General features: G+C 71.4%; 16 protein-coding genes. 2 read left to right on the forward strand and 14 right to left on the reverse strand.

The window, feature by feature from the left end:
* Positions 1-653 precede the first annotated feature (653 nt).
* Both ACVCL3_RS10350 and ACVCL3_RS10355 read right to left on the reverse strand, forming a co-directional pair.
* A complete protein-coding gene (locus ACVCL3_RS10350; RefSeq protein ID WP_447101206.1) occupies positions 654-1,886 on the reverse strand; it encodes a beta-ketoacyl-[acyl-carrier-protein] synthase family protein in 1,233 nt (410 codons plus the stop codon).
* Positions 1,886-2,158, reverse strand: a complete 273-nt coding sequence (locus ACVCL3_RS10355; protein ID WP_136257697.1) for an acyl carrier protein — start codon at positions 2,156-2,158, stop codon at positions 1,886-1,888. The genes ACVCL3_RS10350 and ACVCL3_RS10355 overlap by 1 nt, the downstream gene beginning before the upstream one ends.
* Positions 2,159-2,249: 91 nt before the next feature.
* Here ACVCL3_RS10355 and ACVCL3_RS10360 point away from each other — a divergent pair, with 91 nt between their 5' ends.
* Entirely contained in the window at positions 2,250-3,314 is a 1,065-nt protein-coding gene (locus ACVCL3_RS10360) for a peptidogalycan biosysnthesis protein (protein ID WP_447101207.1), read from the forward strand.
* Positions 3,307-4,200: a hypothetical protein gene (locus ACVCL3_RS10365; protein ID WP_447101208.1), complete on the forward strand. Its 894-nt coding sequence runs from the start codon at positions 3,307-3,309 to the stop codon at positions 4,198-4,200. Before ACVCL3_RS10360 ends, ACVCL3_RS10365 begins: the two co-directional genes overlap by 8 nt.
* A gap of 37 nt (positions 4,201-4,237) precedes the next feature.
* Here ACVCL3_RS10365 and ACVCL3_RS10370 read toward each other — a convergent pair whose 3' ends face one another.
* From ACVCL3_RS10370 to ACVCL3_RS10425, 12 genes are all read right to left on the reverse strand, one after another.
* Positions 4,238-5,446 carry a DegT/DnrJ/EryC1/StrS family aminotransferase gene (locus ACVCL3_RS10370; protein WP_447101209.1) on the reverse strand — a complete coding sequence of 403 codons (1,209 nt, stop codon included), beginning with the start codon at positions 5,444-5,446 and terminating at the stop codon, positions 4,238-4,240.
* A 20-nt stretch (positions 5,447-5,466) separates the two neighbouring features.
* Positions 5,467-5,862: an EamA family transporter gene (locus ACVCL3_RS10375; RefSeq protein WP_447101210.1), complete on the reverse strand. Its 396-nt coding sequence runs from the start codon at positions 5,860-5,862 to the stop codon at positions 5,467-5,469.
* Positions 5,859-6,236: an EamA family transporter gene (locus ACVCL3_RS10380; RefSeq protein ID WP_136257702.1), complete on the reverse strand. Its 378-nt coding sequence runs from the start codon at positions 6,234-6,236 to the stop codon at positions 5,859-5,861. The genes ACVCL3_RS10375 and ACVCL3_RS10380 overlap by 4 nt, the downstream gene beginning before the upstream one ends.
* Positions 6,237-6,238: 2 nt before the next feature.
* The gene (locus ACVCL3_RS10385) at positions 6,239-7,063 is read right to left on the reverse strand and encodes an alpha/beta hydrolase (RefSeq protein ID WP_136257703.1); all 825 of its coding nucleotides are present in this window, start codon (positions 7,061-7,063) and stop codon (positions 6,239-6,241) included.
* Positions 7,064-7,128: 65 nt separating this feature from the next.
* Positions 7,129-8,073: an efflux RND transporter periplasmic adaptor subunit gene (locus tag ACVCL3_RS10390; RefSeq protein WP_447101211.1), complete on the reverse strand. Its 945-nt coding sequence runs from the start codon at positions 8,071-8,073 to the stop codon at positions 7,129-7,131.
* The gene (locus tag ACVCL3_RS10395) at positions 8,070-8,816 is read right to left on the reverse strand and encodes an ABC transporter ATP-binding protein (RefSeq protein ID WP_447101212.1); all 747 of its coding nucleotides are present in this window, start codon (positions 8,814-8,816) and stop codon (positions 8,070-8,072) included. Before ACVCL3_RS10395 ends, ACVCL3_RS10390 begins: the two co-directional genes overlap by 4 nt.
* Before the next feature lie 5 nt (positions 8,817-8,821).
* Positions 8,822-9,952 (reverse strand): ABC transporter permease, encoded by a 1,131-nt coding sequence (locus ACVCL3_RS10400; protein ID WP_136257706.1) that lies wholly within the window; start codon positions 9,950-9,952, stop codon positions 8,822-8,824.
* Positions 9,952-11,409 carry a TolC family protein gene (locus ACVCL3_RS10405; RefSeq protein WP_447101213.1) on the reverse strand — a complete coding sequence of 486 codons (1,458 nt, stop codon included), beginning with the start codon at positions 11,407-11,409 and terminating at the stop codon, positions 9,952-9,954. The genes ACVCL3_RS10400 and ACVCL3_RS10405 overlap by 1 nt, the downstream gene beginning before the upstream one ends.
* A 119-nt stretch (positions 11,410-11,528) precedes the next feature.
* Positions 11,529-12,935 (reverse strand): sensor histidine kinase N-terminal domain-containing protein, encoded by a 1,407-nt coding sequence (locus ACVCL3_RS10410; RefSeq protein ID WP_447097575.1) that lies wholly within the window; start codon positions 12,933-12,935, stop codon positions 11,529-11,531.
* Positions 12,932-13,618 carry a response regulator gene (locus ACVCL3_RS10415; protein WP_395120916.1) on the reverse strand — a complete coding sequence of 229 codons (687 nt, stop codon included), beginning with the start codon at positions 13,616-13,618 and terminating at the stop codon, positions 12,932-12,934. Before ACVCL3_RS10415 ends, ACVCL3_RS10410 begins: the two co-directional genes overlap by 4 nt.
* Positions 13,619-13,740: 122 nt before the next feature.
* Positions 13,741-16,104, reverse strand: coding sequence for a penicillin-binding protein 1C (pbpC, locus tag ACVCL3_RS10420; protein ID WP_447101214.1), 2,364 nt, complete (start codon positions 16,102-16,104; stop codon positions 13,741-13,743).
* 173 nt (positions 16,105-16,277) lie between these two features.
* Entirely contained in the window at positions 16,278-21,263 is a 4,986-nt protein-coding gene (locus ACVCL3_RS10425) for an alpha-2-macroglobulin family protein (RefSeq protein ID WP_447101215.1), read from the reverse strand.
* Positions 21,264-21,285 lie beyond the last annotated feature (22 nt).

Below are 21,285 nucleotides of genomic sequence, written 5' to 3' on the forward strand. Positions count from 1 at the left end.
GACCTAGTAAGGTTGGCTAATGCCCTTGTAGCCGTTTGAGCATACCAACTAAGGGTCTGGGCTGCGATAGCAGTCAGAAACTGCCTTTGTGGGCTTACTGCGCGGGTGTCAGCTTTGGGTCGCAAGCGGTCGCTCTGCAACTCTTGCCCTTGTGAAGGCACATGACAGTCCGCACGCGGTGCTGTGGCTTTGCCCCGGCTTTTTCTGAAAGTGCGGGCCAGGATGGCCCGCTGCTCTACCGGGGCCCCTGTGCGGCGGTGAGTCGGGGTCGACAGGCCGCACAGCGGGAGCCGACAGGGATGTCGGCTCCTTTTCGCCAGGGCAGGATGCCCTGTCGAAAAGCCCGGCCCCGGCTCACGGACTTGCCGGGCAGGATGCCCGGCAAGCGCCAAGCGGGGTGGCCTTTCTCTTTGGTTATCTTTCTCTTTGGCCACGCAAAGAGAAAGTAACTCGGCTGCCGCAGGCAGACGAAAGCTCTTGCTCTGAAGTACCGGTGCACCGAACAAGAGCATCGCGCGCAAGCGCGCTCCTACAAGGCATGCGTCGTCTTGCGCGAGGGCTGAAGTGCGACTCCTGCCTGACCAGCCTTCGGCTGTTGAAAAGCGTCTCGCAGGAATGACGAGCGAGAGGCAAGCTTGTTTGAGGCGCCCCGCTCAGGGCGCCCGCTTCAACGCCAACACCGCGTTCAACCCCCCGAACGCGAACGAGTTGCTGAGCACCGCCCGCACCGGCATCTCGCGCGCCACGTTCGGCACATAGTCGAGATCGCAGGCCGGATCGACTCGGTCCAGGTTCGCGGTGGGCGGCACCACGCCTTCGCGCAGCGCGCCGATGGCGGCGACCAGTTCCAGTGCGCCGGAGGCGCCGAGGGCGTGGCCGTGCATGGACTTGGTGGAGGACACCGCGAGGCGGTTGGCGTGTTCGCCGAAGGCGAGGCGGATCGCCTTGGTCTCGGTGACGTCGTTGGCCTGGGTGCCGGTGCCGTGGGCGTTGATGTAGTCGACATCCTGCGGCGCGAGGCCGGCGTCGTCCAGTGCCTGGCGCATCGCGTTCGCGGCGCCTTCGGCGCTGGGCATCACGATGTCGCTGGCGTCGGCGGTCATGCCGCTGCCGGCCAGTTCCGCGAGGATGGTGGCGCCGCGCGAGCGCGCATGCTCCAGCGATTCCAGCACGAAGATGGTGGCGCCCTCGCCCAGCACCAGGCCGCGCCGGTTCGCGCTGAACGGGCGGCAGGTGTCGTCGGCCAGCACGCGCATGGCTTCCCATGCGCGCAGCGCGCCGTAGGTGAGGCAGGCTTCGGTGCCGCCGGTGACGGCGGCGTCGGCCATGCCGCAGCGGATCATCTGCGCGGCCTGGATGATCGCGTGGTTGGCCGAGGCACAGGCGCTGGCCACGGCAAAGGTGGGGCCGCGCAAACCCCAGGCGATGCTGATCTGGCTGGCCGAGGCGTTGGTCATCAGCCGCACGATGGTGAGCGGGTGCGCGCGCTGGGCGTTTTCGCCGTACAGGCGCCGGCTCTGCTCGTCCTGGGTGGTCTCGCCGCCGACGCCGGTGCCGACGACCACCGCGGTGCGCAGGCCCAGCCCGTGATTGGCGAACTCCAGCCCGGATTGCGCCACCGCCTCGCGCGCGGCGTGCAGCGCGAATTCCGAGGTGCGGTCGAGCGTGGGCAGGATGCGCTCGTCGAGATTGGCCGCCGGATCGAAGCTGGCCGGTACCTGCGCGGCGACCTTCACGCGCAGCCGTTCGGCGTCGGGGTGGCGCAGCGGACCGATCGCGCTGCGCCCTTCGCGCAGGCCTTGCCACAGCGCCGCGGCGCCGACGCCGAGCGGGCTGATCGCGCCCATGCCGGTGATCACCACGCGGCGCAACGGCAGAGCTTGCATCAGGCGGCTCCTTCGCCGGCACCGGCCCTGTCGGCCAGCGCCTTGTCCACCGCGTCGACCAGGCTCTGCGCGGTGTCGCGGTCGAAGTTGGCGCCCTGCTGGTCGGGGAAGTTGATGTTGAAGTGCTCCTCGATGTCGAAAATCAACTCGATCGCCTCCAGCGAGGCGATGCCCAGGTCCTTCAGGGTGGAGTCGGGTTTCACGTTGGCGACGTCGGTCTTGGCCTGTTTGGCGATGATCTCGAACACTTGCTGCTGGGTGGTGGCATTCATGGCATGTCCCGGGTGGCAGGCGGCAATGGAAGGCTGGCGCAAGGTGGCTGACGCAAGCTGACGGCCCCAGTCTAGGCACGCTCGCTTACTCATGCCTTTCATTGCGCAACTGGAGCCGGACGCGCTGCTGGCGGCGTTCACGGCCGAACCGCCGGCCGGTTTCGCGGTGGACCGCTCGCCGCAGGGCATGCCGGCCTTCGTGGCGCCGTTCGACCTGCTGACCACCGCCGACGACGCGCTGCGCCGCCGGGTGGCCGCGCTGCCGCTGTACCGCCACTGGCGGGCGCTGCTGCGCTGGCGCACGCGCTTCGCCGGCAGCACCGTGACCGAGTACGCGCCGTTGCCGCCGGGGGTTGCGCCCGCGGCGCTGGCGCAGGGACTGAAGGCCGCCTTCGGGCGCCAGTGCCGGCTGCTGATCGTGAAGGACATCGCGCACGACTCGCCCTTGCTCGGCGACGCCGACAACGCGTATGCGCACGCCTTCGCCGGCGCCTGCGCGGCCGCGGGTTTCGTGCTGCTGGAGGGCCAGGCGCTGGCCTGGGTGCCGATCGACTTCGACTCGGAGGACGAGTACCTGGCCCGCCTGTCGCACGGCCGGCGGAAGAACATCCGGCGCAAACTGCGTGCGCGGGCCGCGCTGGAGGTCGAGGCGGTGCCGACCGGCGACGCGCGCTTTCGCGACGAGGCGACGCTGGCGGCGTTCCACGCGCTGTTCGACAACGTCTACGCGCAAAGCACGATCCACTTCGACCGGCCCACCGCGGCCTTCTTCCGCACCCTGCTGCAGGATGCCGCCAGCGGCGGCGTGGTGTTCGTCTACCGTCACGGGGGCGCGATGATCGGCTGGAACCTCTGCTACGAACACGCCGGCAAGCTGATCGACAAGTACGTCGGTTTTGCCTATCCGCAGGCGCGCGAGCACAACCTGTACTTCGTCAGCTGGATGCACAACCTCGAGCACGCGCGCCGGCGCGGGCTGACGCATTACGTGGCCGGCTGGACCGATCCGGAAGTGAAAGCCTTTCTCGGCGCGCGGATGAGCTTCACCCGCCACGCGGTGTACGCGCGCAACCCGCTGCTGCGCGCCTTGCTGCGTCGCCTCGGCGGTCATTTCGAAAGCGACCGCCAGTGGCGGGAGGCGAGCGCCGATGAGTGAGCTTTCGAACCAGCCGATCGTGCTGGACATCGACCACTCCGTCGGCCCCCTGCGCGACCGGCTGGTGCTGCCGCTGGAACGCTGGCAGGAGGCGATCCGCTTCGGCTGTTCGCTGGCGACGATGCGGCGCTTCGCGCGCGTGCTCGACGAGCTGCTGCCGACGAGCCACGGCACCGTGTTCACCGGCAGCGGCGACTTCCACCACCTGAGCTGGCCGCTGATCGCGCGCCTGCGCGGCAACGCGCCGTTCCAGGTGGTGGTGCTGGACAACCACCCGGACAACATGCGCTTCCCGTTCGGCGTCCATTGCGGTTCGTGGGTGCGCCGCGTGGCGCTGCTGCCGCAGGTGAGCCACGTGCACGTGCTCGGCATCACCTCCGCCGACATCGGCGCCGGGCATGCGTGGGAGAACTACCTGACGCCATTGCGGCGCGGCAGGCTGAGCTACTGGAGCATCGGCGTGGATACCGGCTGGTCGCGGCGACTCGGCCTGGCGCCGGCGTTCCATGGCTTCGACACGGCGGAGGCCATGCTCGATGCCTTCGTCGAAAGCCAGCGTACACAGACGCTGCCGAGTTACCTGTCGATCGACAAGGACGTGTTCGCGCCCGAGGTGGCGCGCACGAACTGGGACCAGGGCCGGCTGCAACTCGACCACGCGCTGGCGCTGGTCGGCAGCCTGCGTCGCGGCCTGGTCGGCAGCGACATCAACGGCGAGATCTCGCACTACCACTATCGCAGCTGGTGGAAGCGCAAGCTCTCCGCGATGGACGCGCAGCCGGCGGTCGACCCCGCGCAGCTCGCCGGCTGGCAGGCGCAGCAGCATGCGCTGAACGTGCAGTTGCTGGCGGCGATTGCGAATCTGCCGATGGCGTCATTCCCGTGAAAGCGGGAGTGACGACGGGAGCGCCATCGTCAGCGTCTCAGCGCAGCACCGCCTCCAGCACGCCGCAGACTGCCTCGAAGTCCGCCGCGTCCATCCACGGGCTGTTGCCGACCGTGAGGCTGCGTGCGGCGAAGTCGCGCGCGTGCGGCACATCCGCGGCGGGAACCACGCCGGCGAGGTAGGGGTAGTCGGGCAGGGCGTGGATGAACAGGCGGCTGACGCCGAGGCCGCTTTGCCACAGTTGCGCCAGCGCGGCGTCGCGGCGGCGCTGGTCGGGCAGCAGCAGCACGAAGAACGGCCAGGTGCCGCGGGCGTGCGGCGGGTCATCCAGCACCTGCACGCCGGGGATGTCGCGCAGTCGCGACAGCCGGCGTTGCGCCTGCGCGGCGGTGTGCGCCAGGAACGCCGGCAGGCGCGCAGCGGCATGCGCGCCCACCGCCTGCCGCCAGCGGCCGACGCGATGCAGCGGGATCGTCGGCGGGAAATCGTCGCCCACCGCGGCAATCTCGTCACCGCGGCGCAGCGCGCGGCGCAAGGGATTGCCATAGGCCAGCCGCAACCCCCACGGCCGGTACAGCACGGCGTAGCCGAGCAGTTCGAAACACCGGCGCCATTCCCAGCCGGACTGCCGCGGCACGCGCGCCGCCGCATCGGCCAGCCGCTCGCGCAGCGCGGGATCGCGCGCGGTGAGCAGGCCGCCTTCGTAGATCGACAGACCCTTGCCGGCAGCCAGGCTGAAGAAGCCCACGTCACCGGCCAGCCCCACGCTGACGCCGTCGCGGCGGGCGCCCAGCGCCTGCGCGGCGTCCTCGATGACGTAGGCGCCGACCTGGCGCGCGACGACCAGCGCAGCGTCGACGTCGGCGACACGGCCGCCCAGGTGAGTCGGCACGATCGCCAGCGTGCGTTCGTCGCAGCCGGCACGCAGCGCGGCTGGGTCCAGGTCATGGTGGTCGGGCGCGAGATCGCACAATTGCAGTTCCAGTCCCGCCTGCCGCACGGCGATCGCCACCAGCGGACAGGTGAAGGCCGGCACCACCACGCGACGGCGTTGCGGCTGCAGTTCCCGCAGCGTGGCCAGCGCAAGCAGAAGTGCGGCGGTGCCGGAGCAGGTCAGTGCCAGCGGCGGCAAGCCCAGCAGCGCGGCGACGTCGGCGGCCAGCGTCGGCGCACCGGGACGCAGGTCGGCCAGCTGCAGCGGCAGGCCGGCGGTGGGCGGCAATTCGTGGCGGCGGCGGGGCAGCATGGGCAGCGCGTGGCCTGCGTTCAGATGACGGCCGCTTCCGGCGCGTGCTCGCGGCTCTCGGCCAGCCCGAGGCAGGCGATGCCGGCGATGATCGCGATCGCGCCAAGCACGCGGGCGGCGGTGAGGTGTTCGTCGAACAGCCACACCGACAGCAGCATCACCGACACCACCTCCAGGTGCGAGGCGGCGAAGGCCGGGCCGATCGGCGCGTGTTTCAGCAGCGCCATCCAGGTGAAGAACGCACCGACGTAGCCGACCACCGCGCCGTACACCCACGGCTGGCCGAACACGCGCAGCAGCCACGCCGGGCTCGCCTCCACCGGCAGCGCCTGGGTGCCGGCATACTTGAAGCTGATCTGCGCCAGCGTGTCGAAGCCCATCAGCAGCAGGAAGCCGAACAGGTAGAAGCGCTTCATGCGCCCAGCCCCACGATCGCCACGCCCAGCGTGACCAGCGCGATGCCGGCCACGCGCAGCCGGGTGAGTCTCTCGCCGAACAGGAAGCGCCCGGCCAGCATGATCGCCACGATGTTGATCGAGCCGAGCAGCACGCCCTCGGACAGCGGGATCAGCGAGAGGAAGGCGATCCACACCAGGAACTCGGCCACGTAGCTGCCGATGCCGAGCCACAGCCACGGCCGCGACGCCATGTACTTCCAGCGCGCCAGGCCATCGCCGGCCGTCGGGTCGCCCGCCGCCGCCTTGAACGCCAGCTGGCCGCCGGTGTCGAGCACGATGTTGAGCAGCCAGAGACTGGCAACGAGGGGGGAGATGGCGCCCGCCGCCGGCATGGTCAGGCCGCCGCGCGCGATGCGGCGATGCCGTCGAAGAACGCCGCCGAACGCTCGATCAGGGTGCGCCGCTGCTTGTCGATGGTGATCATGTGGTAGCTGTCGTCGAGCAGCAGCAGCTCGGTCGGCGCGCTGACCGCACGCACCACCAGCTCGGCGTTCTTCGGGCTGGCGACGTCGTCGTCGCTGGCGTGGGCGACCAGGCACGGCGCGGTCACCTGCGGCAGCTGGCGGCGCACGCTGGCGGCCAGGCCGTACATCTCGGCCAGCGAGTACCACGGGTTGCCGGGCAGCCCGGCGGCGGCGCTGTCGCCGCCGAGCATCGCCGCGCTGACCTGGGCGCGCAGGCGCTCGTCGCGGATGCCGTAGGGCGGCTGCTCCATGAAACTGCGGCCGCGGCCGATGCCCAGTTTCTTCAGCAGCGGCAGCATGAACGACAGCCGCGCCAGCGGCGGAATGCTCCAGCCGTCGTAGCGGAAGGTGGCGCCGTACACGCCCACGCCGGCGACCTGCCCCGGACGATCGGCGGCCAGTTTCAACGCCAGCAGCGCGCCCATCGACAGGCCGCCGACGAACAGCTGATCGACCTTGCCGAGCAGATCGTCGGCGGCCTGCTGCACGCTGGCGTACCAGTCGTGCCAGCCGGTGGCGAGCAGGTCGTCGGCGCTGCCGCAATGCCCGGCCAGCTGCATGCCGTGCACGGTGAAGCCGGCGCGGTTCAGGCCCTTGCCGAGCAGCTTCATTTCCATCGGCGTGCCGGTGAGGCCGTGGATCAGCAGCACGCCGCGGCGGCCACCCTCGAGGAAGAAGTCGGTTTGCTGGATCACGCGCAGGCCTGGCGGGACGGAATCGTGGCGGTTTGCCGCCAGCATGATCGCCGGGCGCGGTTTCCTCAGTCTTTCGCCGCACCGGCGGGCTTGTCGAAACGCACCACCACGCGCTGGCCGATGCGCAGCGACGAGGGCTGGTCGAAGGTCAGCACGCACTCCACGGTGCGTGCGTTGGCGCGCACCTGCGGGTCGTTCTCCAGCGTGGCCGGGCCGTACACCTGGCCGATGCGCAGCACGTGCGCGGCCCAGTGGCTTCCGTCGCGGTCGCTGTCGGCGCTGACCTCGGCCGGCATGCCGGGGTGGACCGCGCCGACGAAGCTGTCGTTGAGCTCGGCGCGCACGATGCGCGGCTTGTCCGGCAGCAGGGTGAACAGCGCGCCGGAGCCCGGCGACACGCTCGCCCCGGGCTGCGCCGCCACGTGCACCACCTGGGCGTCGAACGGGGCGTGCAGGCTGCGCTGCTGCAACTCATAGCGGGCCTCCTGCAGCTTCTGCGTGGCCATGTCCTGCGCGGCGCGCGCGGCCAGTTGCTCGGCGTCGAGCTGGGCCGCCGCCTCGCGCGCATCGTCGGCGCTCTGGCCGTCGCCGGCGCCGGCAGCCGCGGCGGCGGCCAGGCGCTGCGCGCGCTGCCGCGCCGCCTGCTGCTTGACGCCGAGCAGCTTGAGCTGTGCCTGCGCCTGCTCCAGTTGCGCCTGTGCGGCGTCCACCGCCAGCTGCGCCGGGTGCGTATCCAGTGCGGCCAGCAACTGGCCCCGCTTCACGCGGTCGCCCTCGTGCGCCGCCACCGTGGCGAGCACGCCTTCGCGCGGCATCGACAGTTCCAGCAGGCCACCCTCGATGTCGATCCGGCCACGCGCCACCGCGGCGTAACGGGCGACCGGTGCGGCGGCGCCGACCGGTGCGTCGCCCGGCTGCGAACAGCCGCCGAGCAGCCCGGCGACGCCCAGCGCGAGGATGCCAAACCGGAGCGCGCGGCGGTGCGGGGAATGCGGTGCGAGCGAGGTCATGGGGCGGGTTCCTGGGGATCGATGGCCGGTGCCGCGGGGCGCCGGTCGCTGAGGATGCGGCCGTCCTCCATCGCCAGCACGCGGTCGGCGTGGACGACCAGCCGCGGGTCGTGGCTGACGCACAGCACGGTGGTGCCGTGGGTGTGCGCGATGCGATGCAGGATGTCGATGATGACCTGGCCGTTGGCGGCATCCAGCGCGCTGGTCGGCTCGTCGGCGAACAGCAGCTCGGGCTGCTTGGCCAATGCGCGGGCGATCGCCACGCGCTGCTTCTCGCCGCCGGACAGTTCGGACGGACGCAGCCGCATGCGATGCGCCAGCCCGACCTCCTCCAGCGATTGCCGCGCGCGCCGGCGCGCCTCGTCGCGCGACAGGCCCATGTGGTTCAGCGGCAGCTCGACCTGCTCGAACGCATTCAACGCGGGGAACAGGTTGAAGCCCTGGAACACGAAGCCGGTGTGCTGCAGGCGGAAACGCTCCAGCGCGCGCAGGTCGAGCTGGCCCAGCTCGCTGCCGAGCGCGCGCACGCGGCCGCCGTCCACCTTCTGCAGGCCGCTGAGCACCGCCAGCAAGGTGCTCTTGCCGCAGCCGGACGGGCCGGAGATCAACGTGAGTTCGCCGGCGTGGATGCTCAGCGACAGGCCGTCCAGCACCTGCGTGCGCTGGTTGCCGGAGACGAACGCCTTGCTGACGTTGTCGGCCTGCAGCGACGGCACGCGCGCGGTTTCGGTGGTGGCGGGCATCGCGCTCATCGCAGCAGGTTGGCCGGATCGGCGCGGCGCAGGCTGCGCATCGCGGCCAGCCCGGACACGGCGGCCAGCCCCATCACCAGCACGATGCAGCCCAGCGCCGCCGCCACGTTGAGCACCACCGGCACGTCCTGGCTGCGCGCCAGCAGCATCAGCACGATGCCCAGCACGCTGGCGCCGAGCAGGCCCAGCGCGCCGACCCAGAACGCCTGCTCCAGCACCACCTTGCGCAGCGCGCCGACGCCCACGCCGAGCGCGTTGAGCGTGGCGTACTCGCGCACCGAGCCGTTGACCGCGGCGATCAGGGTCTGGCTGGTGATCACGGTGCCGACCAGGAACACGATGCCGGCCAGGAACAGCACGCCGGCGCCGGCGCCGGTGTCGAACAGCCAGTAGCGCACCGAGCGCTTGGCGAAATCGCGTGCGCTCCAGGCGGTGTACGGGCCGAACGCGGTGGCGCCGCGCAGGCGCGCGGCCACCGCCTCGGCCTGCGCCGGATCGCGCAGCTTCGCCACCAGGTAGGTCGGGCCGGTGTCGGTGGGATCGTTGTCGAGCTCGCGCGCGGTTTCCAGCGAACACAGCACGTTGACCCCGCCCAGCGCGCGCAGCCCGCTGCCGATGCCCACCACGCGCACCCGATGGCCGTTGATGGTGGCGCTCTGGCCGACGTCCACGCCGAGCTGGTCCAGCGCGGAGCGGTCGATGACGATGGCATCGGGTTCGGCCAGCCGTGCGCGCAATGCGGGCGGCAGCACCTTCGCGAACATCAGGCCGTCGGCCGCCGGGTCGATGCCGGAGACGAACACCGAGACGCCGCCGGTCTCGCGCGGCCCGCGCCAGTCGCCGTCGACCCACAGATACGGCTCGACCCGCTGCACCTGCGGGTCCATCTGCAGGTGCGAGGCCACGTCCGCGTCGATCGCGCGGCCGAGCCCGACGCTCTGCGTGCCGGGGTAGCCCACCCAGACCTCGGCCGCCGACCCGGTGACGTACACACTGGTGCTGCCGAAGATGCCCAGCACCAGCGCGATCTGCAGCAGTTGCAGCAGGCCGGCGAAGCCGACCGCCAGCATCGCCGGCAGGAACCGGCGCCATTCGTAGACCAGCGTCTTGCGCGCGAGGGCAACCATCAGCGCGGTGCCGTGGCAGTGGCCGCGGCGATCGGCGCCGTCGTTGCCGCCGGAGGCGGCGCACCGCCGAGCGCCTTGAACAAGGCCACGTAGGCCAGAGCGCGGGCGGCCCGCGCGTCGTCCAGTTCCAGCGCCGCCTGGGTCGCGGCGATGCGGCCGTCGATCTGCTGCAGCGGGCTGTCCAGCCGCAGCGCCACGCGCTGGCGCAGCACCTGGTCGGCGTGTTGCAACGCCTGCCACGCGGCCTGGTCGTGGCGCTCGCGCTCGCCCTCCTGCTGCAGGCTGCCGAGCGCCGTCTCCACCTCGGCCACGCCCTGCAGCACCGCCTGCCGATAGGCCAGCACGCTGGCCTTGAGCTGGTGCGCGCTGGCGTGGTGCGCCGCCACCCGCATGCCCCAGTCGAACAGCGGGATGCTGATGATCGGGCCGAGCGAGGCGATCGCGTTGGGAGTGGTGGAGAAGCGGTGGTTGTTGTTGATGTCGGTGGCCCACACCAGCGAGCCGCCGATGCCGATGCTGGGGAACATGTCGGCGTGGGCCAGCGCCAGTTCGCCGGCGGCGCGCAGCACGTCGGCCTCGGCGCGGGCGATCTCCGGGCGCGTGCGCAGCAGGTCGGCCGGGGTGGCGCCGAGCCGCCATGCGCCGAGTTCGGGCGGCGGCGCGCGCTGCAGCCAGGCCGGATCGGGTTGCTCGCGACCGAGCAGCACGGCCAGCCGCTGGGCGCCGGCATCGATCGCCTGGCGCGGCGCCGCCAGCGCGGCCTCGGCCTGCGCGCTGGCGGCCGCGGCCTGATCCACCGCGGCGGGCGCGGCCAGTTGCAGGCGCTGGCGTGTCTGCAGCAACTGCCAGGCGCGCGCGCGCTCGGCAGCCACCTGCTGCAGCAATTGCTCCTGTCGCTGCGCGGTGCGCAGGCCGATCCATTCGCGCACCACCTCGGCGACCAGGCTGACCCGCGCCGCGCGCAGGTCGGCGACACCGGCGTCCAGCTCGCCCTGCGCCACGCGGCGGCTGCCCTCGGCGCGGCCGAACAGGCCCAGTTCCCAGCTGGCATCGAAGCCGGCAACGAAGAACGAGGCGCTGGCGTCCGGGTCGACCGCCTCGCCGGTGCGTGCGGAAAGGCCGGGCCGGTAGCGATCGGTCGCGTGCCGGCGCAGGATGCGCACCGCGCGCAGGCGCTCGACCGCCTGCGCCACGTCGAGGTTGTCGGCCAGCGCGCGCTCGACCAGCGCATCGAGCGCAGGATCGTGGAACGCATGCCACCAGAGCGCGGGGTCGGTCGCCGCCGCCGGCGCCGAGGCGGTCGCATGCCGCCACTGGGCGGACTGCGGCGGTGCCAGCTTCGGCAGCGGCTCGGCGCAGCCGGCCAATGCGCACAGCAGCAGCGCGCACAGCAGCGGGCGGAGGCGCCTGCACGGGCCGGATGCAGCGGGGTTCAGGCGGGCGAACTCGGCGGGCATGTTCCATGGCGGCGGGCCGCGCAGGACGTGCGCGGGCGCCGGGGCAGAAGTCGGAGCCCCATTGTGGTGTGCGAATCTTTCGCCGGCCTTATCGCCCGCGGCGCCGGCCACGGCGGTGTTCATGGCGGCGCGCCCACCGCGGCGGGCGGCGGCGGAAAGTGCACGGCCACCTGCAGGCCGTGCGGCTCGATGTTGCGGAAGAGCAGCTCGGCACCATGGCGGCCGGCGATGTGCTGCACGATGGCCAGGCCCAGCCCGCTGCCGGGCTCGGCGCTGGCGCCGACGCGAAAGAAGCGTTCGCTCAGCCGCGGCAGCAGGTCCGGCGGCACGCCCGGGCCGTTGTCCTCGACCAGCAGGCTGGCGCCGCCGTCGTCGCGCGCGCGCAGTCGCACGGTGATCTCGCTGCCATGGCCGGCGTAACGCACCGCGTTGTCGATCAGGTTGTCGAGCAGATCCTGCACGCCGGCGGGTTCGCCGAGCACCCACAACGGCGCCGTGCCACCCTCGTAGCCGAGGTCGATGCCCGCGCGGATCGCCTCGTGCACGCGCTGGGCGACCATCTCGGGCACCCGCCGGGCCAGGTCGATCAGGCGCTGCTCGCCACCCTCCGGCGGCGCCGCCTGCGCACGGGTCAGCGCCAGCAGTTGCGAGGCGGTGCGCGCGGCGCGCCGGGTCAACCGCTGGATATGGGCGAGCGCGTCGGCCTGGTTCGCCGGGCTGGGATCGGCCAGCGCGCGGTCGGCGTGCAGGCTCAGGCCGGCCAGCGGCGTGCGCAGCTGGTGCGCGGCATCGGCGATGAAGCGGTCGTGCAGCGCCAGCATGTCGCGCAGGCGGCCGAACAGCGCGTCGATGGTGCGCGTGAGCGGCTGGATCTCCTGCGGCACGTCCGGGCCGTCGATCGGGGTGAGCTCGCTGGAACGGGCGGCCAGCCGCGCGGTCAGCGGATCGAGCACGCGCAGGCCGCGACGCACGCCGAACCAGACCAGCGACAGCACGCAGGCGATCAGCAGGGTCTGCATCACCACCGCCAGCAACAGGATCTCGCGGGCCTGTTCGCGACGATCGTGCAGCGTCTCGGCCACGGTCACGGTGAGCTGGCCGGCGGCATCGCCCGGCATGTCTTCGCGCACGGTGGCCGCACGCAGCGCGTGGCCGTCCAGGCGGGTGTCGTACAGCGCGGGCACGCCTTCGGCGGGCGGCGTCGGTGGCGCGGCCAGCCGGTCGTCGCCGGCGAGCAGGCCCTGGCTGGAACTGCGCACGCTGAAGTAGCTGCGCCCGTCCGGATCGTATTCGAGCAGGAAGCGCGCCTGCCGCGAGAGCCGGCCGCCCAGCGGGTTGCTTTGCAGCAGCTTGGCGAGGGTGCGCGCATCGTCGGCGAGGTCGCGGTCGTGCACCCGGTTGGCGTAGCCCAGCGCCACGCCGTAGCTCAGCAGCGCATCAAGCAGCAGCAGCGTCGCCATCGGGATCAGCAGGAACACCAGCAGTCGCCGACGCAGGCTGGGGCGCGCGGGCGCGGGGCGTTTCATGCGGCGCCGCCGGCGTCGGCCAGCTCCTCCAGCAGATAGCCCAGGCCGCGGATGGTGCGCACGCCGGTGCCGCTGCCGTCCAGCTTGCGGCGCAGGCGATGGATGGCGATGTCCAGCCCGTTGTCGGTCAGTTCCTGGTCCCAGTCGCACAGCGCCTCGATCAGTTGCGCGCGACTGGTGACGCGATCGGCGCGCAGCGCCAGCGCTTCGAGCAGGCCGAACTCGCGCGCGGTCAGCTCCAGCGGCCGGCGATCTACCCAGGCGCGGTGGCCGGGCAGGTCCAGCCGCAACCGGCCCAGTTGCAGTTCCGGCTTGCCCTGGCTGCTGGCCCGGCGCAGCAAGGCGCGCACGCGCGCCTCGAACTCGCTCAGCGCGAACGGCTTGACCAGGTAGTCGTCGGCGCCGAGGTCGAGCACGCGGATGCGTTCGGCCAGGCCGTCGCGCGCGGTCACCACCAGCACCGGCAGGCCCTTGCCGCGGCGGCGCAGGCGCTGCAGCACCTCGCTGCCATCCAGCCCCGGCAGGCCCAGATCCAGCACCAGCAGGTCGTAGCCGTGATCGCGCAGCGCGGCGTCCGCCTGGCTGCCGTCCGCCACGTGGTCGACGGCGTGGCCGCCCTGGCGCAGCGAGGCGCGGATGCCCTCGGCGATGGAGGGATCGTCTTCCACCAGCAGGATGCGCATGGAGACTCCGGTACGGGGAGAACGCGGCAACACGACGCCCGGTTGCCATTCTGGCGCGCAATTCGCCCGGTCGTGCGGCTCGTTGACCACGCCGGCGGCGCGAGGTTCACGCCGGCGCGATTTCAGTCCGCCACACGGAAGCGCACGGCGCTGAAGGCGCCGTCCCGGGTCAGCGCGGTGACGGTGTGCGGGCCGGGCCGGTGCAGCACGAGGGATTGTACGGCGGCGCCCACGCTGCTGCCTTGCAGGCGGCCGTCAAGCAGCCATTGCACTTCGCCCTCGGCACCGAGGGCGCGCAGGGTCACGCGCAGCGGCTGGTCGCTGTTCGGCGCGCGGCGCAGGGTGACGCCGCTGGCCAAGCCGGCGATGCGGATCGGCGTGGCGCGGTCCAGCGAATCGGGTGCGCAGCCGGGGGCGAGCGGCGGCAGCGCCGCGGCGGCGCGGTCGTCGACGCGGAGCCACGGCGTGGCCAGCGCGGGCCAGCGCGCGAGCTGGATCGTGCGTTCGTGCGCGGCGTGGCAGGCGCCGCTGAGGCGCTGGCCTTTCGCATTGACGCGCAAGCGGAGCAGGCCGGCGGACCACGCGCCGAGATCGCGTTCGGCGAAGGTGGGCGGCAAGGCGGCGTCGAGCACCCAGGCGCTGCGGCGCTGGCGGCACAGGTCGGGCGGGGTGTTCTCCGCCGCGCCGCCGAGCGGCCAGCAGATGTCGCGCCGGCTGACGCTGGCCGGCTGCGCACGCGCGTGGCCGCCGCGCGAGGGCAGCATGTCGACGATCTGGAACAGCAGCGGCAACGCGGTCACCGCGCCGTACTGGCCGGGCGACGGCGTGCCGTCCGGGCGGCCGATCCACACGCCGACGGTCCAGCGGTCGGTGACGCCGATCGACCAGGCGTCGCGGTAGCCGTAGCTGGTGCCGGTCTTCCACGCCACCGTGGCGTGCCGGTTGATCGCGCCGGCGAGCGGGCCGCCCTCGACGTCGGCCGGGTTGCTGGCGAGGATGTCGCGGATGATCCACGCCGCGCCGGGCGACAGCAGCCGGCGCGGGCGCGCCGGTTGTTCCATGGTGTAGCGCGGCGTGCCGGCGAGGCCGCCGTTGGCGAACGCGGTGTACGCGCCGACCAGGTTTTCCAGTCGCGTGGACGCGCCGCCGAGGATGATCGACAGGTTCGGCTGCGCACCGGCCGGCAGGCCGAGGTCGACGCCGCCGTTGGCCAGTCGCGCCACGAAGCGGTTCGGCCCGACCCGATCCAGCACATCCACCGCCGGCACGTTGAGCGAGCGCTGCAGCGCCTCGGCGGCGCTGACCGGGCCGGAGAACGCCTCGTCGAAATTGCCCGGCTTGTAGCCGCCGAAGTCCTGCGGCGCGTCGACCAGCAGGCTCTGCGAGTGGATCAGGCCGTCGTCCAGCGCCAGGCCGTACAGGAACGGCTTCAGCGTCGAGCCGGGCGAGCGCGGCGCGTTCACCATGTCGATGTAGCCGTGCCGCTGCGGATCGGCGAAGTCGCTGGTGCCGACGTAGATGCGCGCCTCCAGCGTCGCGTTGTCGACCACCAGCAGCGCCGCCGACGTGTGTGCCGGCAACCGCGACAAATACGTGCTCACGCGGTCTTCGGCGGCGCGCTGCAGGTTGGCGTCGATGGTGCTGCGGATTCGCCGCGCCTGCGGCTGTGCGCGGTGCAGGCGTTCGGCCAGCAAGGCCGCGGACAACGGCGCGCGCAGCGAACGCGCCACCACCGGTTCGATCGCTGCGTCGCGCACCTCATCCGCGCTCCACACGCCGAGGTCGCGCATGCGGCGCAGCACCTTGTCGCGCGCGGCGCGCGCCGCCTCGGGATGGCGATCCGGCCGCAGCCGGCTCGGCGATTGCGGCAGTACCGCCAGCAGCGCCGCCTCGGCGTGCGACAGCCGGCTGGCCGGCTTGCCCAGGTACGCCCACGAGGCCGCCTCGACACCTTCGATCGGACCGCCGAACGGCGCGTGGTTGAGGTACAGGTCGAGGATCTGCGGCTTGCTCAGGTGCACTTCCAGCTGCAGCGCGCGGAAGATCTGCACCAGCTTGCCGCGGAAGCTGTGCGGGATCGGTTCGATGATCCGCGCCACCTGCATGGTCAGCGTCGAACCGCCCGAGACGATGCGGCCATGGCGCAGGCCGCCGGCGAGACCGCGCAGCAAGGCGTAGGGATTGACGCCGGGATGGCGGTAGAACCAGCGGTCCTCGTAGGTCAGCAGCGCTTTCAGGTACAGCGGCGAGACCTGCTTCGCCGTGGTCGGGTAACGCCACACGCCGTCGCTGTCGGCAAACGCGCGCAGCGGCGTGCCGTCGCGTGCCAGCACCACCGTGCTGCCGGTGTCGGGCGCGGGCAAATGCAGCGGGAACAGGCGGTCGAGGGCGAACGCGACGAGCACGGCGCCGATGAAGACAATCGCGAAGACACGTAGCCCGTGCTTGAGGCGGGATCTTCGGCGGAACGGGTTGGCGTTGGTCATGGTGGGGCCCTTCGACTTCGCTCGCTGACGCGAGCTACGCTCAGGGTGAACGGTCTTCCACACCGTTCGCCCTGAGCGTAGGCCGCAGGCCGAAGTCGAAGGGCATGCCGCGACTCCAACCAGCCTTTCTGTTCCAAGAGCCACCCGGGAGCATCACCCCCCGGGGCGAGCTCCTACGGTTCGACCACGGTGATCTTCGCCGGTTCGACCTTGCCGATGCCGCGAATCGCCGGGCGGTACATGTCCTCGACCAGCGGCGGCGGCACGGTGTACGTGCCCGGCGTCACCGCGCGCACCAGGTAGAACACGCGGGCCTTGTCGCCACGACTGAGGTTGAGGGCGGCGGCGTAACGGTCGTCGCGGTACTCCTCGTGCACGATCTGCGCGGCGGCGGCGTGCTGGTCCAGTTCGATGCCGTCGATCACCACGCCGGACCACGACTGCGCGCCGCCGAGGTTGAGGTTCTCCACCTCCAGGCCGCCCGGCAGCAGATCGGTGACCAGGGCGTCGGGGACGTTCATGCGCGCCTCGATGCTCAGTTCGACGATCAGCGTGTCGCCTTCCTTCAACTGGCTGCCGCTCCACGGCTTGCCGTCGGTGGTGAAGTAGCTGCGCCGCACGTCGATCTGGCTGGCGTCGGCCGGCGGTGCCTGCTGCGGGATGCCGGCCACGTCGAGCGTGGCGAAGATCGCCGCGTCGCTGGTCGGCTGCACGCTGACGCCGGCGCTGAGCTCGGCCACGCTGAGCGCGCGGCTCCACACGCGCTGGTCCGGTGCCTGTTCGGTCTTGCCGTTCACCGTAAGCGTGGCGGCCAGCGGGGCGTTGCTTTTCGCATCGAACGCCGCTGCCACGCGGGCGATCGCCGCCTGCTCCTGCGTGCTCAGGTACGACCACGACCAGCGGTAATCCTTGTCCTGCTGCTGGCGCACCCGCACGTTCGCGGTGGCGTTGCGCGCCCAGTCGACCAGCTTGGCGTCGTAGGCGGGCTTGCTCATGCCGTAGGTGTGGGTGAGCGCGACCATCAGCGCCAGGTCGCGCAGGTCAGAGCCGTAATCGCCGACGTACCACGGGCGCTCCTTGCTCCACGCGAACGCCTCGTCCACGGCCTTCTGCGCGCGCTCGGTGTCTCCCATCAGCTTCAGCGCGATGCCCAGGTGCACCAGCGGCAGCGGCGCGATCAGCTTCTGCCGTTCGTTGTCGAAGATCGCGCGCAGCGTGCCCAGCGGCGCACGGTTGACGCGGGCCAGCACGAAGCCGGAGTACGCCTCGTCGGCGATGCGCAGATGGTCGTGCTGCTCGTACTCGTAGTACGGGTGGCCGCCGGCGAGCAGGTCGTCGTTGAGCCGCTGCAGCGCTTTCTGCAGCACGTCCTGCGGTACCGCGAAGCCGGCGTCGCGCGCGTCCAGCATGAAGTCGACCACGTACGGCGTGGTGAAGGTGACGATCGGACTGCTGCCGCCCCAGAAGCTGAAGTGGCCGTTGCTGGCCTGGAACGAGGCGATCCGCGACAGTGCGCCGTCCACCGCGGCCTTGCGCACGGCGTCGCTCATCACTTGCGCGCCCAATGCCTTGGCCGTCTGGCCGTCCAGAATCAAGGCGGCGTAGCCCTTGCTGGTGGTCTGCTCGATGCAGCCGTACGGGTAGCGCAGCATGTCGCGCAGCGCGGCCGCATACGGCAGCGGCGGCAAGGTGCTCAGGGTGATCCGCGCGTTCACCGTGGCCGGCAACAGGCCGGCGATCGCGGCGGCGCCGAGGTGCTCGGGCTTGCCGGCCTCCAGCGCCATGGGCGTGGTGCTTACCGTTTCCGGCCAGGCCGGGCGCACCGCAAATTCGAAGTGGCGGTCCACGCTGTAATCGTTGAGCTCGGCGTGGATGTCCACCGTCGCCACCGCGGCGCCCGCGCCGGCGGTGACCGGCATGTGCAGGGTGGTGCCGGCGCCATCCTTCAACGCCGCGCTCTGGGTGGCCTTGTCCACCGTGATCGGGCCGCCGCCCTTGACGCTCACTTTCGCGGTGCCGTCCTTGCCAGACAGGTTCTTCAGATCGAGGCTGATCATCGCCTGGTCGCCGGCCGCCATCACCCGCGGCGTGCTCGGCTCGACCACCAGCGGCGCACGCACGGTGACCGCGCCGTCGGCGTTGCCGTAGCGGCTGTCGGTGTACGCCAGCGCGGCCAGGCGCAGGCTGCCGTTGAAGTCGGGCACGTCGACGTGCAGCGTGGCCCTGCCCTGCGCGTCGAACGCCACCGGGCCGGCGAACAGGTCGACGATCTGTACCTTCGGGTTGAGCCGGGTGGCCTTCGGCAACGCCGCACCGCTCATGTCGCCGCCGTAGCGCAGCTTCGCCTCGGCGCCGTCCATCGCCTCGATGATGCGGCTGTACAGGTCGTACGCATCCACGCTCAGGGCACGCTTGGCGAACAGCCACGCCCACGCGTCGGGCACCGGGTAGTCGGTGATGTTGAGCACGCCCTGGTCGACCGCCGACAGCGTGACGAAGGCCTTCTGCCCGGCCAGACCGGTGGCCTGCACGCCGACCTCGAGCGGATTGCCCGGGCGCATCAGCGCGGGCGCATCGAGCTTCAGCGGAATGCGCCGGTCGTTGCGGTCCATCGCCACGTATTCCACGCCCATCGCGCGCGCCGGCGTGGTGTGTTCGGCCGCTTCGCCGCCGCGGAACACCAGGGCGGTCACGTAGACGTCGTGGCGTTCCCACTCCTTGGTCACCGGGATCTCGAAGGTGGCACCGGCTTTCGCGTCGATGTTCTTCGTGTAGAGCAGGTGGTCCGATTCCACCAGCAGCACGCCGGGGCCGGGCTGCGGCGGCGTCACCGTGACCTTCATGCTGTCGCCGGCGCGGTAGCGCGCCTTGTCCAGCTGCAGCTTGACCTTGTCCGGGCGCGCTTCCTTGCCCAGGTTCTCGTCGTCCCAGCTGTAGCCGGCGAAGAACGGGAACACCGTGGTGAGTTTAGTGGCCGGGTCGTACACCTCGACGCGGTAGCTGCCCCACTGCACCGGGAATTCCACCTGGGCCGACTTGCCGGCGGCCACGTCGACGTCCTTCTCCTCGATCAGCTGCAGGCGCTGGTTCGCATTCGACTGCCAGCCGCCATCGCGCTCGTACAGCCAGTAGAAATCGCGCAGCTCGCGCTGCAGGCGCACTTTCAGGTGGCTGCCTGCGACCAGCGCGCCGTCCGCGTTCGCGCGCACGATCTCGAAACCGACCGGGCTTTCGCTCTCCGCGCCCTGCTTCGGATCGAACAGCGGGCGCACGCCGACCAGCGCGTCGGCCGGCCAATAGGTGCGCTTGAGCAGCCGCGTCACCGCGCGGCCGCCGCTCTCGTACACGCTGCCGGACAGGGTCACCGCCAGCGGCGCGACCGGTTTCACGTCGTCGGGCAGCGCCACGTCCTGCTCCAGCACGCCTTGCGCGTCGAGCTTCGCGTCGACCACGTCGTCGGCGCTCTTCGGCAGCTCGACCAGCGGGTTGCCGAAGAAGGTGTCCTTCATCTTCTCCAGCGGATGCACTTCCGGCGCCACCAGCAGTTTCGCGGTGAAGCGGTTGCCGTCGGCCGGCGCGCCGTACAGGTAGCTGGAGGCGACCTTCAGCTTCAGCGGCTCGCCCGGCGCCAGCCGCTGCTGCGGGCTGGACAAATCCACCTTGAGCCGCTCGGGCAGGAACTCCTCGACGTGGAACGGGAACGCCTGCACGGTCTCCTTGGCTGAAGGATCGAGGCGGAACTCCAGTTGCCACAACCCGGTCGGCGCGTCGGCCGGGATCGCCTGGCTCAGCTCGAAGTAGTTGAGCTGCTGCGGCTCCAGCCGCTTTTCCACCAGGGTACGGCCGTCCGGCTGCTTCACCCGCACGAACAGCGACTGCGCCTTCATCGGCTTGCCGTCGTCGTCGCGCAGCAGCGCCGAGGCGCGCAGCGTCTCGCCGGGACGGTACAGGTCGCGGCCGGACCAGGCGTAGACCTCGAACGGCGCCTGCCTGCGGCCGCTGATGTCGAAGTTGGACACGTCCAGCGCCGGCCGGTTGAACGGCAGCACCGAGACGTCCTTGCCGTGGCGCGCCACCAGCACGTCGGAAGCCCTGACCTTGTACGCGAGCAGCGCGTTGCCGTCGGCGCCGGTGGTGGCCTTGAGCTTGCTGCGCCCGGCCGCGTCGCGGATCTCGATGTCCACCGCATTCACCGGCGTGCCGTCGCGCAGCGAGGCCACGTGCAGCAGCACGTTGTCGCGGTACACGCGCAGGTGCAGGCCGAGGTCGCTGACGAAGAAGGTGGCGGTGTCGTAGCCGTCCTTGAACGTGCCGCCGGCCTTGACCACCGCCATGTACACGCCCGGCTGCGCCAGCTCCTTGATGTTCTGCACCGGCAGGTAGGTCACGGCGCGCTCGTTCGGTTCGCCGCCCAGGGTGTAGTGGTTGGCGTAGACCGAGTCGGCGATTTCGGTGATCGGCATGCGGCTGCGCCGATCATCCCCTTCGCCGCAGCTGTTGTAGTAGGCGACGTCGTGGTCGAGTTCGTAGCTGTCGCGATGGCCGTTGCGCGGGTACGCGCAGAACAGGTCGGACAGCGCGTCGTCGCGCACGCGGAAGAACTCCACGTCGGCGTCGTGCACGTTCATCGACACCAGCGGCAGGCCGCGGGTGCCGCGCGCCGGCAGCACGCTGCCGTGCGAGGCGAAGCCGACCGCCGCCGGCAGGTTGCCGGAGTACACGTCGTGCTTCACCGCGTGGCCGAGGGTGCGGCCGTCGGCGGCGAGCAGGCCGGCCTTGAGCTGCACCGCATAGCGCGTGTTCGCCTGCACGAACGGGAAGTTCAGCGTCTTGCCGTCGTTGTCGAGGCTCCAGCTGCCGCTGACCACTTCGCCGTTCGGGCCGGTCACCGCGATCAGCGTGTCGAACGCCTGCGCCGAGGCCAGCGTGGCGTTGAAGCGCAGGGTCAGCGCGGTGCGCGAGTCGCTGCTGCGGGAGCTGGCCGAAAGCAGGGCGAAGCTGGTTGCGGCCGGCGCCGGCGCCGCCGAGGCGGCCGTGCCCGGCGCACCCTGCAGCGTGGGCGGATGGCCGTCATGGCCGCGCCCGCAGGCGACCAGCAACAGGCCCGACAACAGGACTGGCCATACCCGCGCAAAGCGCGCAAACGATCGTGCGTACATGGTGGTCTCTCCCTGAGATTGG

Source organism: Rhodanobacter sp. UC4437_H4, from assembly GCF_052978425.1.

Coding starts and splice junctions, on each gene's coding strand:
- ACVCL3_RS10350 (WP_447101206.1), bottom strand. CDS start 1,886: ATGCAAGCTCTGCCGTTGCGCCGCGTGGTGATCACCGGCATGGGCGCG.
- ACVCL3_RS10355 (WP_136257697.1), bottom strand. CDS start 2,158: ATGAATGCCACCACCCAGCAGCAAGTGTTCGAGATCATCGCCAAACAG.
- ACVCL3_RS10360 (WP_447101207.1), top strand. CDS start 2,250: ATGCCTTTCATTGCGCAACTGGAGCCGGACGCGCTGCTGGCGGCGTTC.
- ACVCL3_RS10365 (WP_447101208.1), top strand. CDS start 3,307: ATGAGTGAGCTTTCGAACCAGCCGATCGTGCTGGACATCGACCACTCC.
- ACVCL3_RS10370 (WP_447101209.1), bottom strand. CDS start 5,446: ATGCTGCCCCGCCGCCGCCACGAATTGCCGCCCACCGCCGGCCTGCCG.
- ACVCL3_RS10375 (WP_447101210.1), bottom strand. CDS start 5,862: ATGAAGCGCTTCTACCTGTTCGGCTTCCTGCTGCTGATGGGCTTCGAC.
- ACVCL3_RS10380 (WP_136257702.1), bottom strand. CDS start 6,236: ATGCCGGCGGCGGGCGCCATCTCCCCCCTCGTTGCCAGTCTCTGGCTG.
- ACVCL3_RS10390 (WP_447101211.1), bottom strand. CDS start 8,073: ATGACCTCGCTCGCACCGCATTCCCCGCACCGCCGCGCGCTCCGGTTT.
- ACVCL3_RS10395 (WP_447101212.1), bottom strand. CDS start 8,816: ATGCCCGCCACCACCGAAACCGCGCGCGTGCCGTCGCTGCAGGCCGAC.
- ACVCL3_RS10400 (WP_136257706.1), bottom strand. CDS start 9,952: ATGGTTGCCCTCGCGCGCAAGACGCTGGTCTACGAATGGCGCCGGTTC.
- ACVCL3_RS10405 (WP_447101213.1), bottom strand. CDS start 11,409: ATGCCCGCCGAGTTCGCCCGCCTGAACCCCGCTGCATCCGGCCCGTGC.
- ACVCL3_RS10410 (WP_447097575.1), bottom strand. CDS start 12,935: ATGAAACGCCCCGCGCCCGCGCGCCCCAGCCTGCGTCGGCGACTGCTG.
- ACVCL3_RS10415 (WP_395120916.1), bottom strand. CDS start 13,618: ATGCGCATCCTGCTGGTGGAAGACGATCCCTCCATCGCCGAGGGCATC.
- pbpC (WP_447101214.1), bottom strand. CDS start 16,104: ATGACCAACGCCAACCCGTTCCGCCGAAGATCCCGCCTCAAGCACGGG.
- ACVCL3_RS10425 (WP_447101215.1), bottom strand. CDS start 21,263: ATGTACGCACGATCGTTTGCGCGCTTTGCGCGGGTATGGCCAGTCCTG.